The organism is Acinetobacter sp. YH12097 (assembly GCF_013419225.1).
Lineage (GTDB): Bacteria > Pseudomonadota > Gammaproteobacteria > Pseudomonadales > Moraxellaceae > Acinetobacter > Acinetobacter amyesii.
Window position 1 is genome coordinate 14,653 of the sequence record NZ_VPAN01000011.1, and the last position, 23,104, is coordinate 37,756.

23 protein-coding genes are annotated in these 23,104 nt (G+C 40.1%); 20 read left to right on the forward strand and 3 right to left on the reverse strand.

The window, feature by feature from the left end; translation table 11 throughout:
* Nucleotides 1-212 precede the first annotated feature (212 nt).
* From FTU37_RS06815 to der, 19 genes are all read left to right on the forward strand, one after another.
* Nucleotides 213-1,037, forward strand: a complete 825-nt coding sequence (locus tag FTU37_RS06815) for a hypothetical protein (RefSeq protein ID WP_257225236.1) — start codon at nt 213-215, stop codon at nt 1,035-1,037.
* 836 nt (nt 1,038-1,873) lie between these two features.
* A complete protein-coding gene (locus FTU37_RS06820; RefSeq protein ID WP_180011654.1) occupies nt 1,874-2,374 on the forward strand; it encodes a hypothetical protein in 501 nt (166 codons plus the stop codon).
* A 91-nt stretch (nt 2,375-2,465) separates the two neighbouring features.
* Nucleotides 2,466-3,194, forward strand: coding sequence for a molecular chaperone (locus tag FTU37_RS06825; protein WP_180124051.1), 729 nt, complete (start codon nt 2,466-2,468; stop codon nt 3,192-3,194).
* A gap of 5 nt (nt 3,195-3,199) precedes the next feature.
* Nucleotides 3,200-5,509 (forward strand): fimbria/pilus outer membrane usher protein, encoded by a 2,310-nt coding sequence (locus FTU37_RS06830; protein WP_180005390.1) that lies wholly within the window; start codon nt 3,200-3,202, stop codon nt 5,507-5,509.
* Between the two features lie 13 nt (nt 5,510-5,522).
* Complete coding sequence (locus FTU37_RS06835) at nt 5,523-5,933, forward strand: hypothetical protein (RefSeq protein WP_180025983.1); 411 nt, start codon at nt 5,523-5,525, stop codon at nt 5,931-5,933.
* A 369-nt stretch (nt 5,934-6,302) separates the two neighbouring features.
* Nucleotides 6,303-7,877: a 7TM diverse intracellular signaling domain-containing protein gene (locus FTU37_RS06840; protein WP_168378454.1), complete on the forward strand. Its 1,575-nt coding sequence runs from the start codon at nt 6,303-6,305 to the stop codon at nt 7,875-7,877.
* Between the two features lie 57 nt (nt 7,878-7,934).
* Entirely contained in the window at nt 7,935-8,219 is a 285-nt protein-coding gene (locus FTU37_RS06845; RefSeq protein WP_168378455.1) for a sensor histidine kinase, read from the forward strand.
* Nucleotides 8,220-8,338: 119 nt separating this feature from the next.
* Nucleotides 8,339-9,616, forward strand: coding sequence for a glycosyltransferase family 4 protein (locus FTU37_RS06850; protein WP_373686294.1), 1,278 nt, complete (start codon nt 8,339-8,341; stop codon nt 9,614-9,616).
* A gap of 193 nt (nt 9,617-9,809) precedes the next feature.
* The gene (locus FTU37_RS06855; protein ID WP_180089874.1) at nt 9,810-10,361 is read left to right on the forward strand and encodes a phosphatase PAP2 family protein; all 552 of its coding nucleotides are present in this window, start codon (nt 9,810-9,812) and stop codon (nt 10,359-10,361) included.
* A gap of 121 nt (nt 10,362-10,482) precedes the next feature.
* Nucleotides 10,483-10,683, forward strand: a complete 201-nt coding sequence (iscX, locus tag FTU37_RS06860) for a Fe-S cluster assembly protein IscX (RefSeq protein ID WP_078189615.1) — start codon at nt 10,483-10,485, stop codon at nt 10,681-10,683.
* 109 nt (nt 10,684-10,792) lie between these two features.
* Nucleotides 10,793-11,224 (forward strand): nucleoside-diphosphate kinase, encoded by a 432-nt coding sequence (gene ndk, locus FTU37_RS06865; protein ID WP_078189614.1) that lies wholly within the window; start codon nt 10,793-10,795, stop codon nt 11,222-11,224.
* 123 nt (nt 11,225-11,347) lie between these two features.
* On the forward strand, nt 11,348-12,583 hold the full coding sequence (gene rlmN, locus FTU37_RS06870) for a 23S rRNA (adenine(2503)-C(2))-methyltransferase RlmN (RefSeq protein ID WP_168378458.1): 1,236 nt from the start codon (nt 11,348-11,350) through the stop codon (nt 12,581-12,583).
* Between the two features lie 15 nt (nt 12,584-12,598).
* Nucleotides 12,599-13,402 carry a type IV pilus biogenesis/stability protein PilW gene (pilW, locus tag FTU37_RS06875; RefSeq protein ID WP_078189612.1) on the forward strand — a complete coding sequence of 268 codons (804 nt, stop codon included), beginning with the start codon at nt 12,599-12,601 and terminating at the stop codon, nt 13,400-13,402.
* Nucleotides 13,393-14,187, forward strand: coding sequence for a RodZ domain-containing protein (locus tag FTU37_RS06880; protein WP_180025979.1), 795 nt, complete (start codon nt 13,393-13,395; stop codon nt 14,185-14,187). The genes pilW and FTU37_RS06880 overlap by 10 nt, the downstream gene beginning before the upstream one ends.
* Before the next feature lie 23 nt (nt 14,188-14,210).
* Complete coding sequence (gene ispG, locus FTU37_RS06885) at nt 14,211-15,332, forward strand: flavodoxin-dependent (E)-4-hydroxy-3-methylbut-2-enyl-diphosphate synthase (RefSeq protein WP_180007218.1); 1,122 nt, start codon at nt 14,211-14,213, stop codon at nt 15,330-15,332.
* A 3-nt stretch (nt 15,333-15,335) separates the two neighbouring features.
* Entirely contained in the window at nt 15,336-16,631 is a 1,296-nt protein-coding gene (gene hisS / locus FTU37_RS06890; protein ID WP_078189609.1) for a histidine--tRNA ligase, read from the forward strand.
* A 29-nt stretch (nt 16,632-16,660) separates the two neighbouring features.
* Nucleotides 16,661-17,359 carry a tetratricopeptide repeat protein gene (locus FTU37_RS06895; protein ID WP_078189608.1) on the forward strand — a complete coding sequence of 233 codons (699 nt, stop codon included), beginning with the start codon at nt 16,661-16,663 and terminating at the stop codon, nt 17,357-17,359.
* Nucleotides 17,356-18,501, forward strand: a complete 1,146-nt coding sequence (gene bamB / locus FTU37_RS06900) for an outer membrane protein assembly factor BamB (protein ID WP_180124053.1) — start codon at nt 17,356-17,358, stop codon at nt 18,499-18,501. The genes FTU37_RS06895 and bamB overlap by 4 nt, the downstream gene beginning before the upstream one ends.
* Before the next feature lie 173 nt (nt 18,502-18,674).
* Entirely contained in the window at nt 18,675-20,084 is a 1,410-nt protein-coding gene (gene der / locus FTU37_RS06905) for a ribosome biogenesis GTPase Der (protein WP_180073270.1), read from the forward strand.
* A 77-nt stretch (nt 20,085-20,161) separates the two neighbouring features.
* Here der and FTU37_RS06910 read toward each other — a convergent pair whose 3' ends face one another.
* The gene (locus tag FTU37_RS06910; RefSeq protein WP_180124054.1) at nt 20,162-20,731 is read right to left on the reverse strand and encodes a hypothetical protein; all 570 of its coding nucleotides are present in this window, start codon (nt 20,729-20,731) and stop codon (nt 20,162-20,164) included.
* A 277-nt stretch (nt 20,732-21,008) separates the two neighbouring features.
* On the opposite strand from FTU37_RS06910, the gene FTU37_RS06915 reads away from it, so the two are divergent.
* Nucleotides 21,009-21,650, forward strand: coding sequence for a 4'-phosphopantetheinyl transferase superfamily protein (locus FTU37_RS06915; protein ID WP_180124055.1), 642 nt, complete (start codon nt 21,009-21,011; stop codon nt 21,648-21,650).
* Between the two features lie 88 nt (nt 21,651-21,738).
* Here the strand turns inward: FTU37_RS06915 and FTU37_RS06920 are convergent, their stop codons facing one another.
* The gene (locus tag FTU37_RS06920) at nt 21,739-22,158 is read right to left on the reverse strand and encodes a hypothetical protein (RefSeq protein WP_180102551.1); all 420 of its coding nucleotides are present in this window, start codon (nt 22,156-22,158) and stop codon (nt 21,739-21,741) included.
* A gap of 165 nt (nt 22,159-22,323) precedes the next feature.
* Nucleotides 22,324-23,100, reverse strand: coding sequence for an SDR family oxidoreductase (locus FTU37_RS06925; protein ID WP_180124056.1), 777 nt, complete (start codon nt 23,098-23,100; stop codon nt 22,324-22,326).
* Nucleotides 23,101-23,104 lie beyond the last annotated feature (4 nt).

Here is a 23,104-nt window from a genome sequence, read left to right on the forward strand (position 1 = left end):
AATAAAAGAACAAAATTTTATTTCTCAGTCAAAAAAGATGTTTTTAATGGGGATGCCAAAGATTGGAAACATGGGCTTTAAAAGCGGCACCAATTTAATCTAATGGTTTGAGTCATAGATAGTTTCAAAACTCCTATATTTGTGTCATCTGTGTTGAATTTAGGTTGTGATAGAGTAGGCATTATTCATGCTGCATGGAGTGTGTAATTGCAATGAAAATATCAAAAATCTCTCTTTTACTCGCTCTTTGTCTACCAGTGGTGAGTTTTGCACAAGAGGCAGATATAACACTGCCTGAGTTAAAGCCTTTACCTGATGTTCGCATATCCATGCAGCGGATGCTTCGCTCGACTGAAGGACGCTATTTCTTAGATTTGTATGCTGGTATATGGAATCCGCATGGGACTTTAACTGATCTACAAGAACCAAAACAAATTAACTTTAAAGGGACTCAAAAAGCAGATTTTCTCGATCTGAATTCAGTCAATGTTGGGACTGAACAAAATGCGGTAACAGCTTATCGATTGGCAGGAACATTGAATGCCAATACAGGCTACTTTAAAGCTGAACTGACGGAACAAACGGTACCACCATCTACAAGTTATCTACAGTTTGAGCCTGCGTTTAAAGCTGCAGATAAACCTATCCTGCTGTTTAAGTTTTATGGGGTGCAATCTGCAGACCAGCCTTATGGGAAGTCTCTAAAGCGCGTAGATGTGATTAATAAATCAAATGGCAAAGTTCTACAGTCATTACAAGGCTTTAATGCTTTTGGGAATAGTATCGGATTCTTAGATGTAAACTTTGATGGATACTATGATGTTGTACTTTCGGATACATCTGATGGTCGAAAAATAGAAGATAAGCAATTTATTTATTGGATGTACAACCCTAAAACGAAGAATTTTCAGCGCTCACCACAATTGGAAAAAATTGCAGGCTTCCCAAAATTAAAAGGAGAGTTGCAGCAGATTGATTTTGGATCAGGTCAAATCTTTCGAGTCGATCAAGGATTGCTTTATCCAGTCAGTGAGTAAGTTAAATTTTTTAAAAAGCCCCATAACTTGGGGCTTTTTTTATTTATAGAATTTTCTAAAGAAGAATGTAGGCAGTTTTAAAAGAGGTATTCAGTATTTTGAATAAAAAATCAAAGTAAAAAGTGCGTTGAAAGAGAGGAGCTGAATTTCAATATGCGTGATAATTCATGTAATAAATGAGATTCTAAAAAATTGAAAAACAAAAATCTGAAATTTAAAGAAAGAAAATATGATTTACAAAAGCTTAACATTGGAAACTAAGACGTGTTTCAAAACCTGTAATTTAATACAAAGGCTCAGTATTTGGTGACGTAATTCTTGTATTGCGTTTCAAAAGACATACCTGAAAGTGGTGATTATACATTCGAGATTCTATTTAAAATTTAAATTTAATCGGTCTTTACTATTAATATAGTTGAATATTCACGTAGTATTGGTTTGTTTGAAAATTATTTTGAACTATTTCACAAATATTTGGTGAAATATGTAACAGCCTATATTATTTTTAATGTTACTAAATTTAATAAAAACAATAAGATATGTTATACCAAAAAATAGGGATATGAAAAAAATCCCCAAAATTTGGGATAAAGAGAAAAATTAAATAAAAATATAAAAATTAAAAATATTTAATATATTACAGCCACATAATTTAAATATTCGTAAAAAATAATATTACATTAATATTCGTGTGAATATTCCACATTAGGTTCTTTTTTTCTCCACATGATTAAGAATGAATCAGCACCTAGGGAAAGTAAGATTAATTAGTTTTTCTTAACAAATATCCTTTGATGCACATACTAATAAATCTCATATGAGAATGGAGAAGTGAAATGTCTACATCTAAAATTTTAACCGCAGTACTATCTGCAACATTGTTCGTAGCACTTCCAGCAACATCTGCAATCGCTGGTGGTAAAAAAGAATCTAAACAATGTGGCGGTGCGCCGTGTGAAGGCGAAATCGACATCGAGTTACAGATTCTTAAAGCATGTGAGCTTTTGGTAGGTAAAGACATCAAACTCGTTGAAGACAGTTATAGGGGTGCTAGTGGCTTTACAGTTACAACGAACACTCCATATACATTAAATCTATCTACGCTAAACGCGGGTTCAAGTGCAGATACTTTTGTAAAACATGAAACCACTAGTGACAAAGTATTTACAAAAATCACGACTTCAAAAGGTGGTGTGAATTATCCAATCGGTTCTACACCTGTAACTGGTATGAGCGTTGATAACTTTGCTGTATCTGTAGCTCCAAAAAATACAATTTCAGGTACTCAACGTGCTGGTACATACAAAGATACTTTATATATCAAAGTAGCTTACTAATCCAAATTTCGGGAGTTGATTCTACACAGTTAGGGTCAACTTCTTTTTATTTTGAATTGATAATAATATTTAAATGTACTGGGGTGGGTATATGAAAAGTTTATTCAAAGTCGTTTCATTTAGTTTAATAACTTGCTTATTGAGTCCTCAAATATTTGCAGGAATTTCAATTAGCCCTGTGCAGTTATATTTAACCGATAAATCTAAACAACGCAGTGCGACATTTACTTTGGAGTCGAAAGGGGATGATGAGACACCACGTATTTTTGAGGCTCAAGCATTTAAATGGACTCAAAATGCTGCAGGCGAAGATGTTCTTTCACCTGAATCCAATATTATTATCAATCCGAAAAACTTTATTTTAAAACCAAATTCAAAACAAATGGTTCGTGTGGGATTTACTCAATCTGTGGAAAGTATGAATCTACAACAAGAAGAAGCATGGCGTATTCTTTATACTGAGCTACCACAAGTGACGAACTCTGAATCGAAAATTGCACTGTTATTAAGTATTAATGTGCCATTTTTTGTCGGCAAACAAGAACCCGCTTATTTGAAATTTATTGCTAAAAAATCGAATGGTCGCACCATTATTCAGGTTGAAAATTTAGCAAAATCACACATTCAAATCCAAAAACTTTATGTCATCGATAAAAGCAAGAAAACAGTCGCTGAATCTTCCGATATGAAATATTTATTGGCATTAGGTAAAAACCAATACGACATCGGGAGTGTTTCTTTACAAGGCGCTAGTAATTATAAAGTCGTTGTGGAAACAGATAAAGGTGACACTCCTTTGGAGTTTAATTTAGTTGAGTAGTGGCTATGAATAGAATTACATTGCTTCTATATTGTATTTTATGTGCTAATTCTGCTCATGCAGAAGCTGTTGATATGCCTGATGATTTATTTCCAACCAGTATTTGGGTAAACGAAGTAGACCGCAAGAGCGAAGTATTATTACTGACTGAAAATAACAAGTTTTATATAGAGTGCGCAGATCTTGATAAGCTGCAAATTAAAGTAGAAATTCTGAAACGACATGCAACTAAAAATTCATTTTGTTTGGTAACGGATCAAGATATTCATTCTGGATTTGATCCTCAATTGCAAGCTATCAAAATTAATCTTCCATCAAAATATTTCTTTGGGCTAGAAACGGATGCCTTAATCAGTCAGCCGATGCCTGCAAATTTTGGTGCATTTCTCAATTATGAAATGCACTTTGAAAATAACACTCAACATAATAATTTTGGTGTACTGCCTGAACTTGGGGTGTTTAAAGACAATTGGATTTTAAGAAATAATGCCTTTTATCGAAATAATAAAGGGGATGATTATCGTGAAGAAAAATTTGTAAGGTTAAATAGTAGTCTTGAGTTTGATTTCTCCAAAAATGCGACCAAGCTGATTATTGGTGATACGACCTCTGCCTATAGCGCATTAATTCATGGTGTGCGATTTGGTGGTTTGAGTTTTGGTACAGACTATACGTCACGTCCAGATTTTGTGTATTGGAATATTCCAAGTCTAAAAGGTAGTGCAGTTTTACCTTCGACTGTTGATTTATATATTGATGGCGTAAATATTTATCAGAAAAAGATTTCACCTGGAGATTATAACCTACAAACAGGTGCCAATATTGAAAGTGCTGGTACAGCGCAAATGGTTGTACAAGATGTATTGGGGAATACCACTGTTCGAAGTTTTCCGGTGTTAATTAGCAGTAAATTGCTCAAAGAAAATTTAAATGATTACAACATATCATTAGGGAAACTACGCTTCAGTTATGACGAAGAAAATAGCGATTATCGCGATTTTTTCAGTTCAGCCTATTGGCGTAGAGGTGTCACCAGTCGTACCACGTTGGGTGCAAGTGCTACCTATAGTGACAAAGTAAAAAATGCAGGACTGCTATGGACGCAAGCGGTCAATCGATGGTTTGTTTTAGACAGTATTTTTTTAGGCAGTAAAACCGATAATGACGATGGCTATTCTGCAGGTTTGGCTATCAGTCGTAATTTCGGGAAACTTAATTTTGGTGTGAGTTCACGCTACGCTACAAATGATTATCGGGCGTTAGGTTATGAAGATAATCATATTTTTCCAAAATTTGAAAATATGGCGTATTTGAGTTTTGCTAATTTTCCATTCTTTCAAAATTTAAATCTGAACTATATCGAACAAACCCAGTATGAATCTAATGATCCTTTATTTGAGTTAGAGGATCGCAAAATGCTCACTGTGGGTGTGAGTCGCGAAATTACACCGAATTTAATGTATACCGCCAACTATTTCCAAGAATTTGGAGATAGCGATGACTCAGGTGCCTTTATTACATTTTCTTATAATTTTGGTGGTGGTAAGCGTATTCAGGCTGATGCGGGTACCAATAAATCCGGCGGTGTCCGTTTCATTCAAAATGCATTCGGTGAATATGGTGCAAATTATGCGCTCGGTGTGGATTATCGTAATGATGAAACGGTATTAAATGCCTATGGTGGTTTGTCCACTGATGTTGGTGATTTAACCTTAAGTCATCTCTATAGTGAAAATGATTCAACAACACAGGTTGGCTACCGTGGCGCTATGGTGTGGTTGGGTGGTCAATACGCATTGACCAGTTTTGTCGATAATGCCTTTGCTTTAGTGAATGTTGGTGGTCGTGAAGATATTGATGTCATGCGTTCAATGTCTCCAGTCGCGAAAACCAATAAAAAAGGCTATGCCTTTGTACACGATATCGTTCCTTATATTAATTACGATATTTCATTTGATGAAAATCAATTACCGATCGAAAGCAAAGTTCCAAATGCTGCACATCGTTTAGTCGCATTAAGACAGCGTGGTTATAACATTAATTTTTCAGTATTTGATACACAACAAATATTGGTCAAAATATTGGATGAACAAGGTCATCAATTTGTTGCAGGAAGTGAAGTTGCAATTGATACCCCAGAAGCTGATGTTTATCCAGTGGGTTCAGATGGCACGGTAATGTTATATGGTTTGGTTGAAGGCTACTACAAGTTGACGGTGAGGACCAGTGGTGGTCGATCTTGCCAAACAGCATTAACAGTGCCGAAAAAGGTAGAAAACCAAACTCCTGAATTAATTACATTGCAGTGTAAATAAAGGAGTATTTCCAATGAAAAGTATTTTACTCATCTCAGCAGCGTTATTTAGTTCAATAACATTTGCTGCACCGAATCGTTGTGAAATGGGACGAATCAGTGAAACCAATATGCGCTTGGCGAATTACTATAATAGTCAAGCGGCGAGTTCATTTAGTGTCGATTGTTCCGGTAAATACCGCATACGCTTTAATAGCCGTAATTTGCAGGATACTTCGGGCAGTAGTTTTGTGACGAATGGCCCGATTAAGCTCAAAACACGAATGACTGTTTCAGGTGCGATGGAAAATCTGTGGAATGTTTCTACAGAGCAAGGCGCTGGCAAAAATAACTATGTGATTGCTGTGCGTTTGGTGGAGCGAGTGAATGCAACGACACCTGCAGGAATCTACCGCGATACAGTCTTTGTAAATATGGTGTTTTGAGAGGCTTAGCGAGTGATTTTATTTCATGGTTAAGGTGATTATATGCAGAGTGCTAAGTTCATGTCGCTAGATTGAAGCTTGAGTATAGATATTAATGTGAGTCTCTAGCTTCAATCTAAGTAGCTCCATTCTCTGTTGCAAATATAAAGTTGGATGTGAATGTCTTGAGTATTCGAGATGTTAAAATATCGATATAGCGTTAAGAATAAATAATTCAGAAAAAGTTTTTCTTATTAGAGTTCATAGGTTTAATATGTGATCTTGTTTTTATTTTAGCCATTTTATTTCGGCTAACGGGGAAGGTCAGTATTGAATCGCTATCATTCAAATGCTCCAAGTTGCGCATGTCGGAAAAAAGGTTCGATGTGCTTGGCGTATTGCGTTCAAACACGTCTGACATTTTTAAATGTCCTCATTTCTCTAATTAAACCTTTAAAGCTGAAATTTACCGTTCTTTGTCTTGTATTTGGTGCAATTGGGCTAAGTCCACAAGCTATTGCCCAATCATGTCAGTCAAAATTAGTCAGTCAAGAAGTCGCTCAGGCGCAGATGCCAAGCGGAGAATTGACCGGGCATGAGCATTGGCAAACGATAGAAAAGTTACCAGATCGTTGGAAAGATCGTTGGGATAATTATTCTGGCACAGCTTGGTATCGCTTGAAATGGCAATACACGTGTCAAGATGCAGGCTCAGATCCGCTTTCTTTGATGGTGAGTTACATCAATATGGCAGGGCAAGTGTATTTGAATGGTCAGCTGTTTTGGCAGGATGATTCATTACAAGAGCCTTTGTCACGAAGTTGGAATATGCCTCGGCAATGGGTAATTCCACCCAACAGCCTAAAGCAAGGTCAGAATGAAGTGCTGATACGAGTGGTGGGCGTCAATGCACTGAATCCAGGGCTTGGTGAGGTTAGTTTAAACCGCTATCACGATAATACCAAAGTGTATGAAAAACATTGGTTGGCTATGCGAGGCTTGCATAGCTACACCACTATTTTTGAGTTTATCTTGGGGATCATTGCGGGGCTGGTTTGGCTGTTTCGACGCGAAGAGAACGCTTTTGGTTGGTATGCCATAACCAGTTTTCTTTGGGTGCTATACGTTGGGCAACTTTTAGCTACCGAGACGCTTTGGGGGCTATCAACGCTAGATTTCTATCGTTTGCATATCTTTATCTTTCTTTGTTTTACGACAGCGACTTGTCTCTATCCTTGGCGTTTTGCAGGACGAAAATTTCCACGTCTTGAAAAAGTCATGGGGATGACTGTTTTTGTATTGGGTTGCTTGATTTTTTTTACACCACAGTCTTTGGTACAACCTGTCTTAGATTTGAGTTTTATGGTGGGCTATGCTTGCTATATGCTGAATTGCCTGACATTTTCGTGGATTGCTTATAAATCAGGACAAGTTGAAGCCAAGTTGCTGGCAGGGATTATGTTGTTGATTTATGTCCCAATTGGTGCCCATGACGGTTGGCGCTTAATGATGAATGAAGGGGATTTGATTTCGGCATATGCTTCCCCGATAACAACCTTGGGTGTGGCGATTATTTTTGCACTACGCTTGACTAAAAGTGTGAGACGAATTGAAAAGTTTAATCAAACGTTGGCAACAACGGTCACTCAAGTAAAGGAAGAGTTGACGCATACCCTACAAAATCATTATCAGTTAGAAATGGAAAATACCCGCTTGCAAGAGCGTATTCAAATTGCACATGAGCTACATGATGGCTTAGGTGGCTCCTTGGTTCGTTCAATGGCATCGGTTGAGCAGAGTTCCAAAGATCTGACCAATTCGCAATTTTTATCGATGTTGAAAATTTTAAGAGATGATTTACGACATATCATTGATAGCGGTTCAAGTTTAGGCACCAAACTGCCTGAAACCCCATTGTTATGGATGGCACCCTTTAGGCACCGTTTTAATCAGTTATTTGATTAGCTCGATATACACGCTAAATGGTCAGTTCCTGCAAAATGGGAAGTGGATGTTACTCCAATGGAATGTTTAACCCTACAGCGTGTAGCCGAAGAAGCATTAACCAATATTGTGAAGCATAGTCATGCGACCGTGGTGCAGATTCGGATTTATTATGAAAACTCGGCATTGATAATGGAAGTAGAAGACAATGGTGTGGGGTTTGATGTGAATTTGGTCAATCAAGCCGGTTTGAGTGTGGGGCTTCGTAGTATGAGTGGGCATTTAGAGCGGATGAACGCAGATATGCAAATCACTTCTCGTGCGGGTCAGACGATTTTAAAAGTGATTAAAAATTACGGATAAATCATGATTTTGTAGAAGAAATTAGTCAATTTTTTTCAATAAACTGTCATCAAATAATCATCAAAATGCAAAAAACTGCTGCTTAAACTGTGACTATACATTTATAAGAAGCATGTAAGATCATGACAGAATCGGCTATTAATTTAGGGCGTATGCAGGATGAACCTGCGCGATTTCAGTTCCAATTTAAGCATATGCAATCACGAATGGATGTGCAAACGGTCTCAACATTAATCCGTCCAGGTCTAAAAATCGCCATTGTTACAGATACGTGGGCGCCAGAAATTAATGGTGTTGCACATTCTTTATTACAGCTGTGTAAGGGCTTGCAGCAACAAGGCAACTCAATATTTTTAATACGTCCTGAACAGTCCGAAAGTTGTCAGGATTTCAAACCTGATCAAGAGTGTTTGGTTCGAGCGCAGTCGATTCCTAGATATTCAGGTTTACAATTTGGCTGGCCGCAATTGATCAAGCTGAGTAAAGCTTTAAAAAAAGCCCAAGTCGACATTGTGCATATAGTCACTGAAGGGCCTTTGGGATTTGCTATGCTTCAACTGGCGCGTTCTTTACAGATTCCTGTGTCCAGTGGTTTTCATTCGGCCTTTCATGATTTTAGTCGCTTCTTTGATTTAGCGTTTTTAATGAAGCCTGTACAACATTATTTACGATGGTTTCATAACAATACTCAACTCACCTGTGTCCCGAGCCAAGATACTGCAGATGCCCTGCATCGATTAGGTTTTAGTTGTCCATTGGTGGTGGTGGGGCGTGGTGTGGACCATAGTCGATTTTCTCCCTCACATTATCGAGCAGATCTGAGACAACAGTGGCAAGCAGATGAACATACCCGCGTGATGCTGTATGTCGGTCGGCTATCTCCTGAAAAAGAGGTAGATGTTTTAATTTCAGCCTATCGCTCGATGTTGGCTATGGATGCACGAACGAAATTGGTCATTGTGGGTGATGGCCCAGATCGTGCGCGATTAATGCAATTGGCAAAATCACTAGATGTTATTTTTATGGGAAGTTTAAGTGGTCAGGCTTTATCGGAAGCCTATGCTAGTGCGGATGTTTTTGTTTTCGCAAGTCAGGTTGAGACTTTTGGTAATGTGGTTTTGGAGGCGATGGCCAGCGGATTGCCTGTGATTGCATATAATGCTGCATGTGCCCAACTGCACGTGAGAAATCAGCAAACGGGATGGTTATGTCACTTATCTCGAACCGATGAATTTATTCGGCTTATGCAGCAATTGCCGCAACGCGCTAAATTAAAAACAATGGGCATCGAGGCGGCAAAAGACGCAGCTAAAATCGGATGGCAATATCCTGTACAACAATTTGAGCAAGCGCTATATCGCGTGGTGGATCAAGCCATGATGAGCCAATGGAGCTAGCGTTATTGGCTATATTGAAAAGTTCAACATCTTCAAAAATCAATATTCATCGAACTGTCATCAAAGCATCATTGCACTGTCAAAAAGAGAACCTAAGCTGAGTCAAACAAAGATCTAAACTTGTAAAAATAACAACACAAATCTAGCTCACCCCCAACACAGTCAGGCTTTGACTGTAGATAGGAGATTAGCGATGAATTTTAAAAATGCAAAAACAAGAATGCTGCATCTCGATTTAAAAGGCTGTATTTATCTCAATCATTTTTCACATCAACAAGTTGTCGCTGACATATTTAAAATGGTGAGTCGACTTGGTGATGGTGTGTTTTGGTATGTCATGTTGGTGACGGTTTGGATCGTGCAGGGCATCTCCTACAGTGTGCAAATCGTCTATGTATTACTGGGTGGTTTCGTCGGCACCTCGATCTATAAACTCCTCAAAAAGAAAACTGTGCGCCCAAGACCGTACCAAGTGCATCAAGTGATTCGCTTAGGTGAACGCCCTCTAGATCATTTTAGTTTTCCATCGGGGCATACTCTACATGCGGTCATGGCAACAACAGTGCTGGGCTATATTCAACCCATGTTGTTGGTCTTAATGTTGCCCTTTAGCTTATTGGTGGCATTATCCCGCATGATCTTAGGATTGCATTACCCGAGTGATGTTGCTGTCGGTGCTGCAATAGGCGCTGCAGTGGGTGCCGCAATTATTCTCTGTGCACCTCTTTTGGGTTTGGTTTTATAGTTTGATGTGGAGATCTTAATTGCAAAATCTGGTAATAAAAAAATTAAAAGGGTTTATCACGTCGAATTGCTGAAATTTGTTAAAGTAAGCCATCATTCTATAGACGATGTTAGGAAGACCCATGGGTTTACGCTGGACAGATACCATTGATATCGCAATTGAGCTGTATGAAGCTCACCCTGATGTTGATCCGCAATGGATTCGCTTTACTGACCTACATGCATGGGTATGTGCATTGCCAAATTTCACTGATGACCCTGAAAAGTCGACTGAAGGTCTGCTTGAGGGAATTCAGATGGCCTGGATTGATGAGGCAAGTTAATCCCTACATCGAAAAAAGCAATTTTTTTGTATAGCAAAAGCAGAAAATAGCGCATTATTCGGTATAATGCGGCAAATTTTTCACGTCAAATTGACTTAAGGAGCCTCTCATGGCTATTGAACGTACTTTATCTATCGTTAAACCAGACGCAGTTGCTAAAAACCACATCGGCGACATCTTTGCTCGTTTCGAAAAAGCTGGTCTTCAAATCGTTGCAACTAAAATGAAACACTTGACTCAAGCTGAAGCTGAAGGCTTCTACGCTGAGCACAAAGAACGTGGTTTCTTTGGTGACCTAGTTGCATTCATGACTTCTGGTCCAGTTGTAGTTTCAGTTCTTGAAGGCGAAAACGCAGTTCTTGCTCACCGTGAAATCCTTGGCGCAACTAACCCTAAAGAAGCTGCTCCTGGTACTATCCGTGCAGACTTTGCTGTAAGCATCGACGAAAACGCTGCTCACGGTTCTGACTCTGTAGCATCTGCTGATCGTGAAGTTAACTACTTCTTCGCTCAAACTGAGATCGCTCCACGTACTCGTTAATTCGAAGTATTCGAACCAGATAAGTGGTATACTGCTTGTCTGGTTTTTTTATTCTCTGAATAATTCTTCGCTCAAATACTGAGCATCTCCTTTGATCTTTAGACATGGTTTAGGTAATTACACATGAGTACTGAAGTAGTCGCTACATCAGCTGTTTCTGATGCACAGCAACAATCTCCATCCGCTCCGACGCAGAAAAATACTGTGGAGAAAGTGAATTTACTGGGCATGTCACGTCCGCAAATGGAAAAATTCTTCGAAGAAATGGGGGAGAAGAAATTCCGTGCTGGGCAGGTGATGAAATGGATTCATCAGTTCTTCGTGACTGATTTTGCTGAAATGACCAATATTTCTGGTAAATTGCGTGAAAAACTAGAAAAGATTTGTGAAATTAAAGCGCCTGAAGTGGTGCATAAAAATTATTCAAAAGACGGTACTCGTAAATGGGTGTTCCGTGTAGGTGATGGTGCAGGTTCATTGGTTGAAACCGTGCTCATTCCTGCAGAAGATAAAACCGGCGCACGTAAGACCTTGTGTATTTCGTCACAAGTGGGCTGTGCTCTGGACTGTTCATTCTGTTCAACTGGGAAACAAGGTTTTCAACGTGACTTGAGCCAAGCTGAAATTATTGGACAGCTTTGGATGGCGAACTTCTCTTATATGGAAGATGTGCCAGTTGCGGATCGTGAACGTTCAGTGACCAACGTGGTGATGATGGGCATGGGTGAGCCGTTGTTGAACTATGATGCTGTATTGAATTCAATGCGTATCATGTTGGATGACTTTGCGTATGGCATGTCGAAGCGTCGTGTGACTTTATCAACATCAGGTGTGGTGCCTAAAATTGACCAATTGGCACAAGACATTGATGTGGCCTTGGCAATTTCACTCCATGCGCCAAATGATGAACTACGTAACGAACTTGTTCCGATCAATAAAAAGTATCCGTTGGAACAGTTGATAGCAGCTTGTCAGCGTTATATCGCCAAAGATGGCAATGAAAGTTCACGTAAACATGTGACCATCGAATACGTGATGTTAGATGGTGTAAATGACCATCCTGAACATGCACAGCAAATGTTAAAGCTGTTGAAAAACTTACCAAGCAAAATTAATTTAATTCCGTTTAACCCGTTCCCGCATGCGCCATACGGTCGTTCAAGCCGTAACCGTATTATTTCTTTCCAAAAAACTTTGTCTGATGCCGGTTTTGTGTGTACGATTCGTCAGACACGTGGTGATGATATCGACGCTGCGTGTGGACAACTCGTGGGGCAAGTTGCTGACCGTACTCGTCGTGCGGAGCAATGGAAAAAGAAAGTTGCGCAGCAAAATGAGATACTGCGCTCACAAGGATAATAAAGAGGCAGCCAATTGAAAAAGTTAACGTATAAGTTCACTTTCGTTTCAGCTTTATGTGCATCGGTTTTGGCATTAACAGCATGTCAAACGCCTGAGATTGGGAAAAAAGACCCAGAGAAAGCCGTAAAAATCAGAACGCAATTGGCTGTTGAACACCTGAAAGCAGGGGATTTGGACTCTGCTAAACGCGCATTAGATCAGGCTTTAGAAGTGGATTCTCGCGATTCCCAAGCCAATATGATGATGGGTGTCTTACTACAACGAGAAGGCAGCCCAGCCAACTTAGAAAAAGCAGATAGTTATTTTAAGCGTGCAATTTCAGCAGACTCAAAAAATTCTCAAGCGCGTAACAACTACGGTACGTATTTATACCAAGTTGAGCGCTATAATGATGCGATTGAACAGTTCAGCATCGCAGGTTCAACTTTAGGTTATGATCAACGTTTCAAAGCATTGGAAAATTTAGGTCGAATTTACCTGAAAGTGGGTGATGTGGCGAATGCTGAAAAATCATTCAAACAAGCTTTGCAGGCTAATCGTGATTCCTATGTTTCAATGTTAGAGTTGTCTGAAATCTTTTATTTGAATCAGCAGTTCCCTGCTGCCACACAAATGTATGAACAATTTGTACGTGCAGTAGGACAAAAAAATCAGGGTGCGCGCGCACTCTGGATTGGCATTCGAACAGCGCGTGCCAATGGCGACAATTTGGGTATGCAAGTACTGGTTAACCAGTTACGTGCTTTGTTCCCAGAAAGTCCTGAATACCAACGCTATTTGCAATTACAGTACAGTACTGAGGCCGTATGGAAGTAAATCCTAATTCACCGCAATCGAATGGTTCGAGCGTAGCTCCAAATGCATTAGGAAATGTACAACGCCCAGGTGAGTATTTACGTCAAGTACGTATTACGCAAAAACTGGAACTTGAAGCTGTCGCATCAGAACTCAATATTCCATTAAAAACACTGACTGCACTTGAGCAAGATGATTATAAGTCATTGCCTGAAGCGACCTTTATTAAAGGTTACTACCGCACTTATGCCAAATATTTAAAAGTTGATGCAACCAATATCATTCAACGTTTTGATGATATTTATGCCAACGATACGGGATTGTTGCCAAATCACGCGTTAAATAATTCACCGATTAAAATTATGGGTAAATTACCCGGTTCTAACCGTGACCGTAATCGTAAATGGATCAAACGTGGTTTGATTGCATTGGCGGTGTTGGTGGTCATTGGTGCGATCGTGGCAGCGATTCAAGGCATGACCTCGGGCAGCGATAATGAAGACGCTGTGACCAGTGATGTCGCTTCAGAAGTTCAAGTCCTCGACATGAATGGCGGAAATGCAGCGGTCAGTGGCGATCAATTGACATTGACCTTCAGTAGCCCGACTTCAGTACATATTGTTGATTCGACGGGTAAGGTGTTGGCGACAGGTCGTCAAGCATCGACGCTCAACTTAAACGGTGAAACACCATTCCAAATTCGTTTGGATGATGCAACAGCAGTGTCATTAAGCTTAAATAATGAAAATATTTCATTGTCACCATATACCGTAAACGGCAAAGCAGATTTCCGTTTATCACGTTAAGGGACAACAGAGCAGACTGAACAATGATTGAAAATCCAATTAAGCGCCGTCCAACGCGTAAAATTAAAGTAGGTTCGGTGTATGTCGGTGGTGATGCGCCGATCAGCATCCAAAGTATGACCAATACTGAAACCTGTGATGTCGAAGCGACCGTGGCACAGATTCAGCGCTGTGTAGACGTCGGTGCGGACATCATGCGTGTTTCTGTACCGAGTATGGAAGCTGCTGAAGCTTTTGGTGAAATTCGTAAACGTGTGCAAGTGCCACTGGTTGCCGATATTCACTTTGATTATAAAATTGCTTTACGTGTTGCAGACCTTGGTGCAGATTGTTTGCGTATTAACCCGGGTAATATTGGTTCTGAAGCCAAAATTCGTGAAGTGGTTGCGGCAGCGAAGCACAATGACATTTCAATGCGTATTGGTGTCAATGCAGGCTCACTGGAAAAAGATATTCAAAAGAAATATGGTGAGCCTACAGGTCAGGCCTTGCTTGAATCTGCAATGCGCCATATTGATATTTTAGACCGTTTAAATTTCCATGAATTTAAAGTGTCAGTCAAAGCATCGAATGTATTCCTGACTATGGATGCTTACCGATTACTTTCTGCACAAATTGATAACCCATTACACTTAGGTGTGACTGAAGCAGGTGTCTACCGCACGGGTTCAGTCAAATCTGCTATCGCTTTAGGCGGTTTGTTGATGGAAGGCATTGGTGACACCATGCGTATTTCATTGGCCGCAGAGCCTGAAGAAGAAATCAAAATTGGCTTTGATATTTTAAAATCATTGGGCTTACGTTCAAACGGCATTAACTTTATTGCATGCCCAAGTTGTTCGCGCCAAGAATTTAATGTCATCAAAGTCATGCAAACATTGGAAGAGCGTTTAGAAGATATTCGTACCCCAATGGATGTATCGGTGATTGGTTGTAAAGTAAATGGTCCGGGTGAAGCCAAAGAAGCCGATATTGGTGTAGTAGGTGCAAGTCCGCGTTCACTGGTGTATCGTAATGGCGAAAAGAGCCATTTAATTGACACAAATCAGTTGGTTGACGAAATCGAAGCGATGGTTCGTCAACGTGTTAGCGATCTTGAAGACGCTAAAGCTAAAGAGATTATTCGCACAAGTTTTTCTGAGTAGATCATGAGTTCAATCGTCGCAATCAAAGGTTTTAATGACATTCTCCCTACGCAAAGTCCTGCATGGAGACGTCTAGAACAGCATCTATCTAGCCTGATGGATGCTTATGGTTATCAGCAAATTCGCTTGCCGATTGTGGAGCAGACTCATCTGTTCAAACGTTCTATTGGTGATGCAACGGATATCGTTGAAAAAGAAATGTACACATTCTTAGACAAAGGTAATCCGCCTGAGTCTTTGACTTTGCGTCCAGAAGGAACAGCAGGGTGTGTGCGTGCAATGCTTGAACATAACTTACTTCGTGGTGCTACACCGCGTGTATGGTATGTCGGCCCAATGTTCCGCTATGAAAAACCACAAAAAGGTCGCTACCGTCAGTTCCATCAATTTGGCGTAGAAACCTTTGGTGTTGCAACACCAGATCAAGATGCAGAATTGATTTTAATGACTGCGCGTTTGTGGAAACGCATGGGCGTTGCAGATAAAGTTCAATTAGAACTCAATACATTAGGTGAGTCTGATGAACGTGCAGCTTATCGTGCGGCATTGGTTGAATTTTTAGAGTCACATAAAAATGACTTAGATGAAGATTCACAGCGTCGTCTAACTACGAATCCACTGCGTATTTTGGATTCTAAAGATGCAAAAACACAAAGCATTTTGGAAAATGCGCCAAAACTTCACGACTTTATGGGTGAAGAAACGTTGGCTCACTTTGCTCAATTGCAGCAGTATTTGACTGACGCAGGTATTGGCTTTGTGATCAATCAAAAATTGGTTCGTGGTCTCGACTATTACAACAAAACGGTCTTTGAATGGACAACCACACACTTAGGTTCTCAAGGAACGGTATGTGCTGGTGGTCGTTATGACGGTTTAGTGGGGCAGCTTAAAGGTAAAGCAGACCAGTCGGTGCCCGCTGTTGGTTTTGCAATGGGTATGGAGCGTTTGCTTCTTCTACTTGAACAAGTGGAAGACAATACTCCTGTGCGTGACTGTGAGCTATTCTTGGTTTCAGATCCTGCAACTCAAGGTAAAGCGTTGGTACTTGCTGAACAAATTCGTGATCAACTTGAAGCGGCGGGTAGCAACATTCGCTTAAAAGTTGGTTCACAAGGTTCAATGAAATCGCAAATGAAAAAAGCCGACCAATCGGGTGCTTTATTTGCTGTGATTTACGGTGAACGTGAGCAAGCAGCAGGGCAAGTGCTGGTGAAAGAGCTAGCGATTGCAGAACAACACGAAGTGAATGTGGCAGACTTTGTTGCCTTCATTATCGAAAAAATTTCTTCAAAATAATCCCTATAACATAAGGAAAAGGTAATTTCATGAGCGCATTGAGTGAAGAAGAACAACTTGATAATTTAAAATCGTTTGCTAAAAAATATGGCTCTGCCATTGTTAGCGGCATTTTAATTGCGTTGATTGCCTTTTTCGGATGGGAATACTGGCAGAAGAAAACTTTGGCTGAATCGCAAATGCAAACAGCCAAAGTACAGCAGTTAATGGATGATGCTCAGTCGGCGACTGGCGATGCGTTTACACAACTTTCTGCGACTGCAGATAAAATTGTAAAAGAAGCGCCAGATTCGCCACAAGCCATCCAAACTCAGTTGCTTATGGCAAAATTGGCGTATGATAAAGCGGATTATGCCAATGCTGAAAAAGCTTTGAAAAAAGTTGAAAATTCAAAAGTTGATGATGCAGGCTTAGTTCAATTGGTGAAATTACGTTTGGCGTATGCACAATTGGCACAAAAGAAATTTGATGAAGCATTAAAAACTTTAGAAGCGGTTAAAGAACCTGCTTTTCAAGCAACTGCAGATGAAGCCCGTGGCGATGTCTATGTTGCAAAAAATGATATCGAAAATGCAAAGAAAGTTTATCAAAGTGCATGGGATGCTTTGGTTGAGCGACAAGAAGAACGTCAAATTTTACAAATTAAACTCGAAAGTGTAGGCGTTTTAGTTGATGATCCTGAAATTGAACGTCCGATTATAGATACACAAGTGGAAGCAACTGAATGAATAGAAAATACAAAATTACCTGTGCGCTGACAGTTTTAACACTTGCTTTGGCTGGTTGTGCAAATAAAGGAAAAGTAGAAAAAGTAAAACCAAATCCTTTACCAAAATTGGAACAGGCAAAAACTTTAGCACCTGTATTTTCAAACAGTGTGGCTTCAACTGAAGAAGCAGATCCACTGCGTTTACGTATGGATGCAGATAACGGCGTTGTTTTTAGCGTAAATCCTAACGGTGAAGTTCAAGCCTACAAAGGCAAAGAGCGTTTATGGCAGAAGAAAATCTCTAAGCAAGGTTTGACTGCAGGTGTAGAAGCTGCTGACGGTATCGTGGTTGTCGGTAATGCAAAAGGTCAATTATTTGCATTAGATCAGGCAACAGGTGAACAAAAGTGGACGGCGCAATTAACCGGTGCATTACTTTCACCGTCGTTGATTCAAGCAGGTCGCGTTATTTCAGTCACCAATGATGGTACGGTATACGCTAACGATGTGGCAACGGGTCAACAAACTTGGACCTATAACTTGCCAAATGTGCAGTTTAGTTTACGTGGTATGGCAGCACCGGTATCACTCGATGCACGTCATGTTCTCATCGCTTCTTCAAATGCCTATATCTATGTGATTGATGCATTGAGCGGTATTCCGAAAATGCAGCGTCGTGTTGCAGTGTCAGATGGTCGTTCAGATGTACAACGTCTCATTGATATTGACGGTGAACCGACTGTAGCAGGTCAATTTTTAATTACCACCAGTTACCAAGGCCAAGTGACAGCTCTTGATCTTGCATCACAACAAGTGATCTGGAATAATGATGCGAGCAGCATTCAGCGCCCTGAAGTTGCAGGCAATGGTGTCTTTGTGACACAAACTGATGGTAAAATTGTGGCTTACGAAATTACCACTGGTCAAACATTGTGGGAAAATGACCAATTGCTTAATCGTAATTTGAGTAACCCAGTGATGTTAGGTCAAGACCTTGTGGTTGGTGATCTGGATGGTGTACTTCACTTAATCAACCCAGCGACAGGTGAGTTGGTTGGTCGTTCTAAAACCAGTGGTGAAGTACGTTCACTACGTGTAATTGACAATCAATTATATGTGTCGACACGTAAGGGTGCATTAAGCATTTGGCAGAACCGTTAATTTTTCTGCGGCTTATGTTAAAATAAGCCAAACCGTATTTTTAACGCGGGGGATTGAATCATCAATGCCCCGTGTTTTTATTTATTTTAGGCATTTATCCTATTTCCATTCTTCCTAAGCTTTCTGATGTTCAGACCAGACCAAACTGGCTGATCTGGAATAAAGGTTAATCTATGAAACCCGTAATTGCGCTCATTGGTCGTCCGAACGTCGGAAAATCAACGTTGTTTAACCAGATAACCAAGAGCCGTGATGCTCTCGTTGCTGACTTTGCAGGTCTGACTCGTGACCGTAAGTATGGTGACGCGACTTATCAAAATAAATCTTTCATTGTCGTTGATACTGGGGGTATTGGCGAAACTGAGGGCGGTATCGACTCGTACATGGCAGAACAGTCAAAAACTGCCATTAATGAAGCAGATATTATTGTCTTCGTGGTCGATGCGCGCGCAGGCTTATTGGCATCTGATGAGCAAATTGCACGTGACTTACGTACGCTAGGTAAAAAAGTTTATCTTGTTGCCAACAAAGTTGATGGTGTACATGCCGAAGCAGCTTTAGTTGAATTCTTCAAATTGGGTATGGGTGAACCACTTCAAGTGGCTGCCAGCCATGGTCGTGGTGTTCAGCAAATGCTTGAAGAAGTGTTGGCTGATGTACCTGAAGATGAAAGTGAAGAACAACACGATAAAGACACAGGCTTACGTTTAGCGATTATTGGTCGTCCAAACGTAGGTAAATCGACTCTAGTGAACCGTTTGTTGGGTGAAGACCGTGTGGTTGCATTTGACCAACCAGGTACTACACGTGACTCGATTTATATCCCATTTGAACGTGATGGCCGTAAATACACATTAATCGATACTGCGGGTGTACGTCGTAAAGGTAAAGTGGACGAAATGATCGAGAAATTCTCGATTGTGAAAACTTTACAAGCGATGAAAGATGCGCATGTTGTGGTTATTGTTGTCGATGCACGTGAAGGGATCGTTGAGCAAGACTTGCATTTGATCGGTTATGCGCTTGAAGCAGGCCGTGCGATGGTGATTGCCATCAACAAATGGGACAACATGTCTGACTACGACCGTAAACAATGTAAATTAGATGTTGAACGTCGTTTTGACTTTATTCCATGGGCAAAAATTCACTTAATTTCTGCACTTCACGGTACAGGTGTTGGTGATCTTTATCCATCGATCCACCGTGCTTATGATTCTTCTCATTTGAAAGTATCACCTGCGAAAATCACTCAGATCTTGAATGATGCAACTGATGCGCACCAACCACCAATGGTTCAAGGTCGTCGTATCAAAATGCGTTATGCGCATATTGGTGGACAAAATCCACCGACTATTGTGATTCATGGTAACAAGGTCGATAAAACGCCAAATGACTATCGTCGTTACCTAGAAAACGTGTTCCGTAAAGTTTATAAACTTGAAGGTACGCCAGTCAAAATTGAATTTAAAACCTCTGATAACCCATTTGAAGGTCGTAAGTCGCAAATCGATGAGCGTACGGCGGCACGTAAACGTCGTTATGTTCAGAAGTTCAAAAAGGCGGAAAAGAAATTCAAACGCTAAGTTTAGATGAACAAAAAAAGCCTGCAGATATGCAGGCTTTTTTATTTCACTTTATTTATCTAAAAAAGATGTAGAAATTAGTTTTTACACTTTTTAGCTTGGCGGTAAATATCAATATTATCCAGATTAGCTTGAGCAATTTCCATGGCTTGCTGTGCGCTGCTGCTATCCTGTTGTGTATTTTTATTGCTAGAAAAAGCTGTCGCAAATTGTCCCATACGGGCCGCTGTTTCAGATTGACCTGAAAATGCGGATAGCGCGTTGCCAGCAAGACCAGCCCATTTTGAAACTTGATTATTTTGCTGTGCAGGCGCTTGGCTTAATGCCTGTTGCGATGCTTCCAATGTACGTTCAAAGGTCTTACGCTCAACGCTTAGGTCAGTGCAATCTAAGGTTTTTAAATAACTGGTGCTATAAACACTATTGTTGGTTTGATTAGCTTGATTGAAATTTGAGGCATAGCCACGGTCTGCTTGAGCCACGGCGTTAGCAGCTTCTTGACGGCTTTGATTCATACGAGCTTCAGCTTGGTCCATAATCGCGCCATTTTTGGCACCCATTACTGCAACAGCTGCATCCAATAAGCCTGCTTGAGCGAAACATGGTAGGACACAAAGTGAACTGATTAACGTGATTTTTCTTAGCATCTGGTTTACCCCGAGTTTTAAATTAAAGTTATAAGAATCTAGAGTATTTTATCTAATTGAAGATGTATTTAAAATATTTATTATACTTAAGTATTTGAATATATTTATAATATTAAGTATTTCTTAAGTGGTTAGAAATATTTTTAAACTGAGTTTTAAAATCTCGATAAGTCAAAGGACCGATGCGCTCATCTGTATTGTGGTGTATTTTGTGTCGGAGAGTCGCATAAAATATAGCGTCATGGACGTAGTGTAAAAGATATTGGATCAACAACTTATGGCGAAAATTCAGCTTGAATATAGTGCAATTACTGACTTCTTTGTGGAGCCGCATGGCTTGAGTCGTCAAGAGGTAATTGCCGTGCGTAAACAAGCCATTTATCAATATCGCAATCAATTACTCGGGCAGCGGATTAATAGATCAGTTGAAAATTCAGATTTTTCAAAGTCTGCGTTTGGTAAGCCTTTTCTTCCTGATTTTCCACACTTTCATTTTAATCATAGTCATAGCCAGCAGCATTATGTTTTGGCCAGCAGTGAAAAAATCGCCAATATTGGTGTGGATATTGAGGATTTAGATCGAAAAGTTCGTTTTGATGCGATGGCTCAACACAGCTTTCATCCCGAAGAATTGCTCAATTGGGACAGTTGTGAGCATGATCCTGATTTTTGGTTTAAAGTTTGGACCACCAAAGAGGCGGTACTTAAAGCGTCAGGTTTAGGGATTCGAGTGAACCTGAATGAACTGAATACCCAGTGTCATCCTGAGCAGAATGGTGGGATGTGTAGTCACCCCGCTATTGGCACTTTTGCTTATCAGAATATTCAACTACCGCATGTTATGCTGACGGTGGCATGGCAAAGTGAACAATCTTGCCGAGGCTTTCATTTGCCGAAAATTGAGTTGAATGTCTTATAAATCGGTATGAAATAGAAATCACCATGAAAAAAGCCCTGTTCTGGCTGAACAGGGCTTTTTTTGAAAATCAATCTAAACTGGCATTAGATTAGATTTTGCATTTTTTAGAACCTTGGTAAATACCAATGTTGTCGATGTTTGCTTGAGCAGCAGATTTGTTCGCTTGTTGAAGTTCAAGGTTGCTTGCATCAGAAGTATCTTGCTCACCAGCCAAGCTGTTTGCAATGTTGCCTGCACGAGCAGCTTTTTCAGAGTTACCACCGAAAGCAGCAAGAGCGCCACCCGCTAAACCAGCAAATTTGCTCAATGATTTGCCTGGCGCTTGAGCAGATGCTTGGATGTTTGCAATGTTTTTGTCAGCAGCTTCTAAAGAGCGCTTAGCATTCGCTTTTTCAACAGCAAGAGTTGCACAATCCATCGCTTTTAATTCTGAAGATGCGAATTGAGTTGTAGCAAAAGCAGAAATTGAAATAGAAGTAACAGTTGCAAGAACAAGTAATTTTTTCATGAAATAATTCACTTTTATTGTTAGAAAATAAACGCCCGAAAGTAATGGGCGGGTGAATATTATTCAAAAAAAGGAATTTTGTCCTGTTAAAATGTGACAATTGTGTAACTTTGTGTAATTTGCGTACAAATATGATTGCAAAATTAAATGATTAGTAACACGTTGCTATTTGGGTTTGTGTGCAATCCAAATATTACTTAAGCGGTTGACAAATTGCGGGCTAAACTTCGATAAATTAAATAAAAATTTAGCTTTCATCCCCACAGGTGTATGTGTGGCCATTAAGACCGAATCCCGTTTTTGTACCAAGGTATAAATTTGCTGAGCGACATCGCTCGGTTGAAGATTGACGCCCATTTTCTTAATACTTTGTGCATCCATGTCTTGCACCATCGCGGTTTGAACAAATAAAGGCATCACATCTAAAACGCGAATATTGTATTTTTGCCATTCAATATCCAAACTTTCAGTGAACCCGCGGACAGCAAATTTAGATGTGGCATAACTGGCTAAATCCGCTTGTCCATAAATTGCTGAAGCCGAAGAGAGGTTAATCACACGAGCAAAATTGCTTTGCTGTAAATAGGGGAATGCCGCATAGCAACCGTTTATCACCCCTTTGACATTGATATCAATCGTACGGTGGTGTGCAGACAATTTCGTATGTTCAAAGCTGCCTGAATACAGAATTCCGGCATTATTGACTAAGATATTCAGCTGACCTGCCCAAGCAACAAATTCAGCTAAAGCGCTTTGCCATTGCTCTGGTTGTGTCACATCTAAAAGCCCAGCTTTGGCATGGCTACCGAGTTCAGCAGCTAAGGAGGTGACTTGAGATTGGTTAATGTCGTAAAGCCCAACTTTATAGCCTTGTTGTATGAATAGTCGTGCAATTGCTGCGCCAATCCCTTGTCCTGCACCACTAATAAAAATACTTTGCATGTTA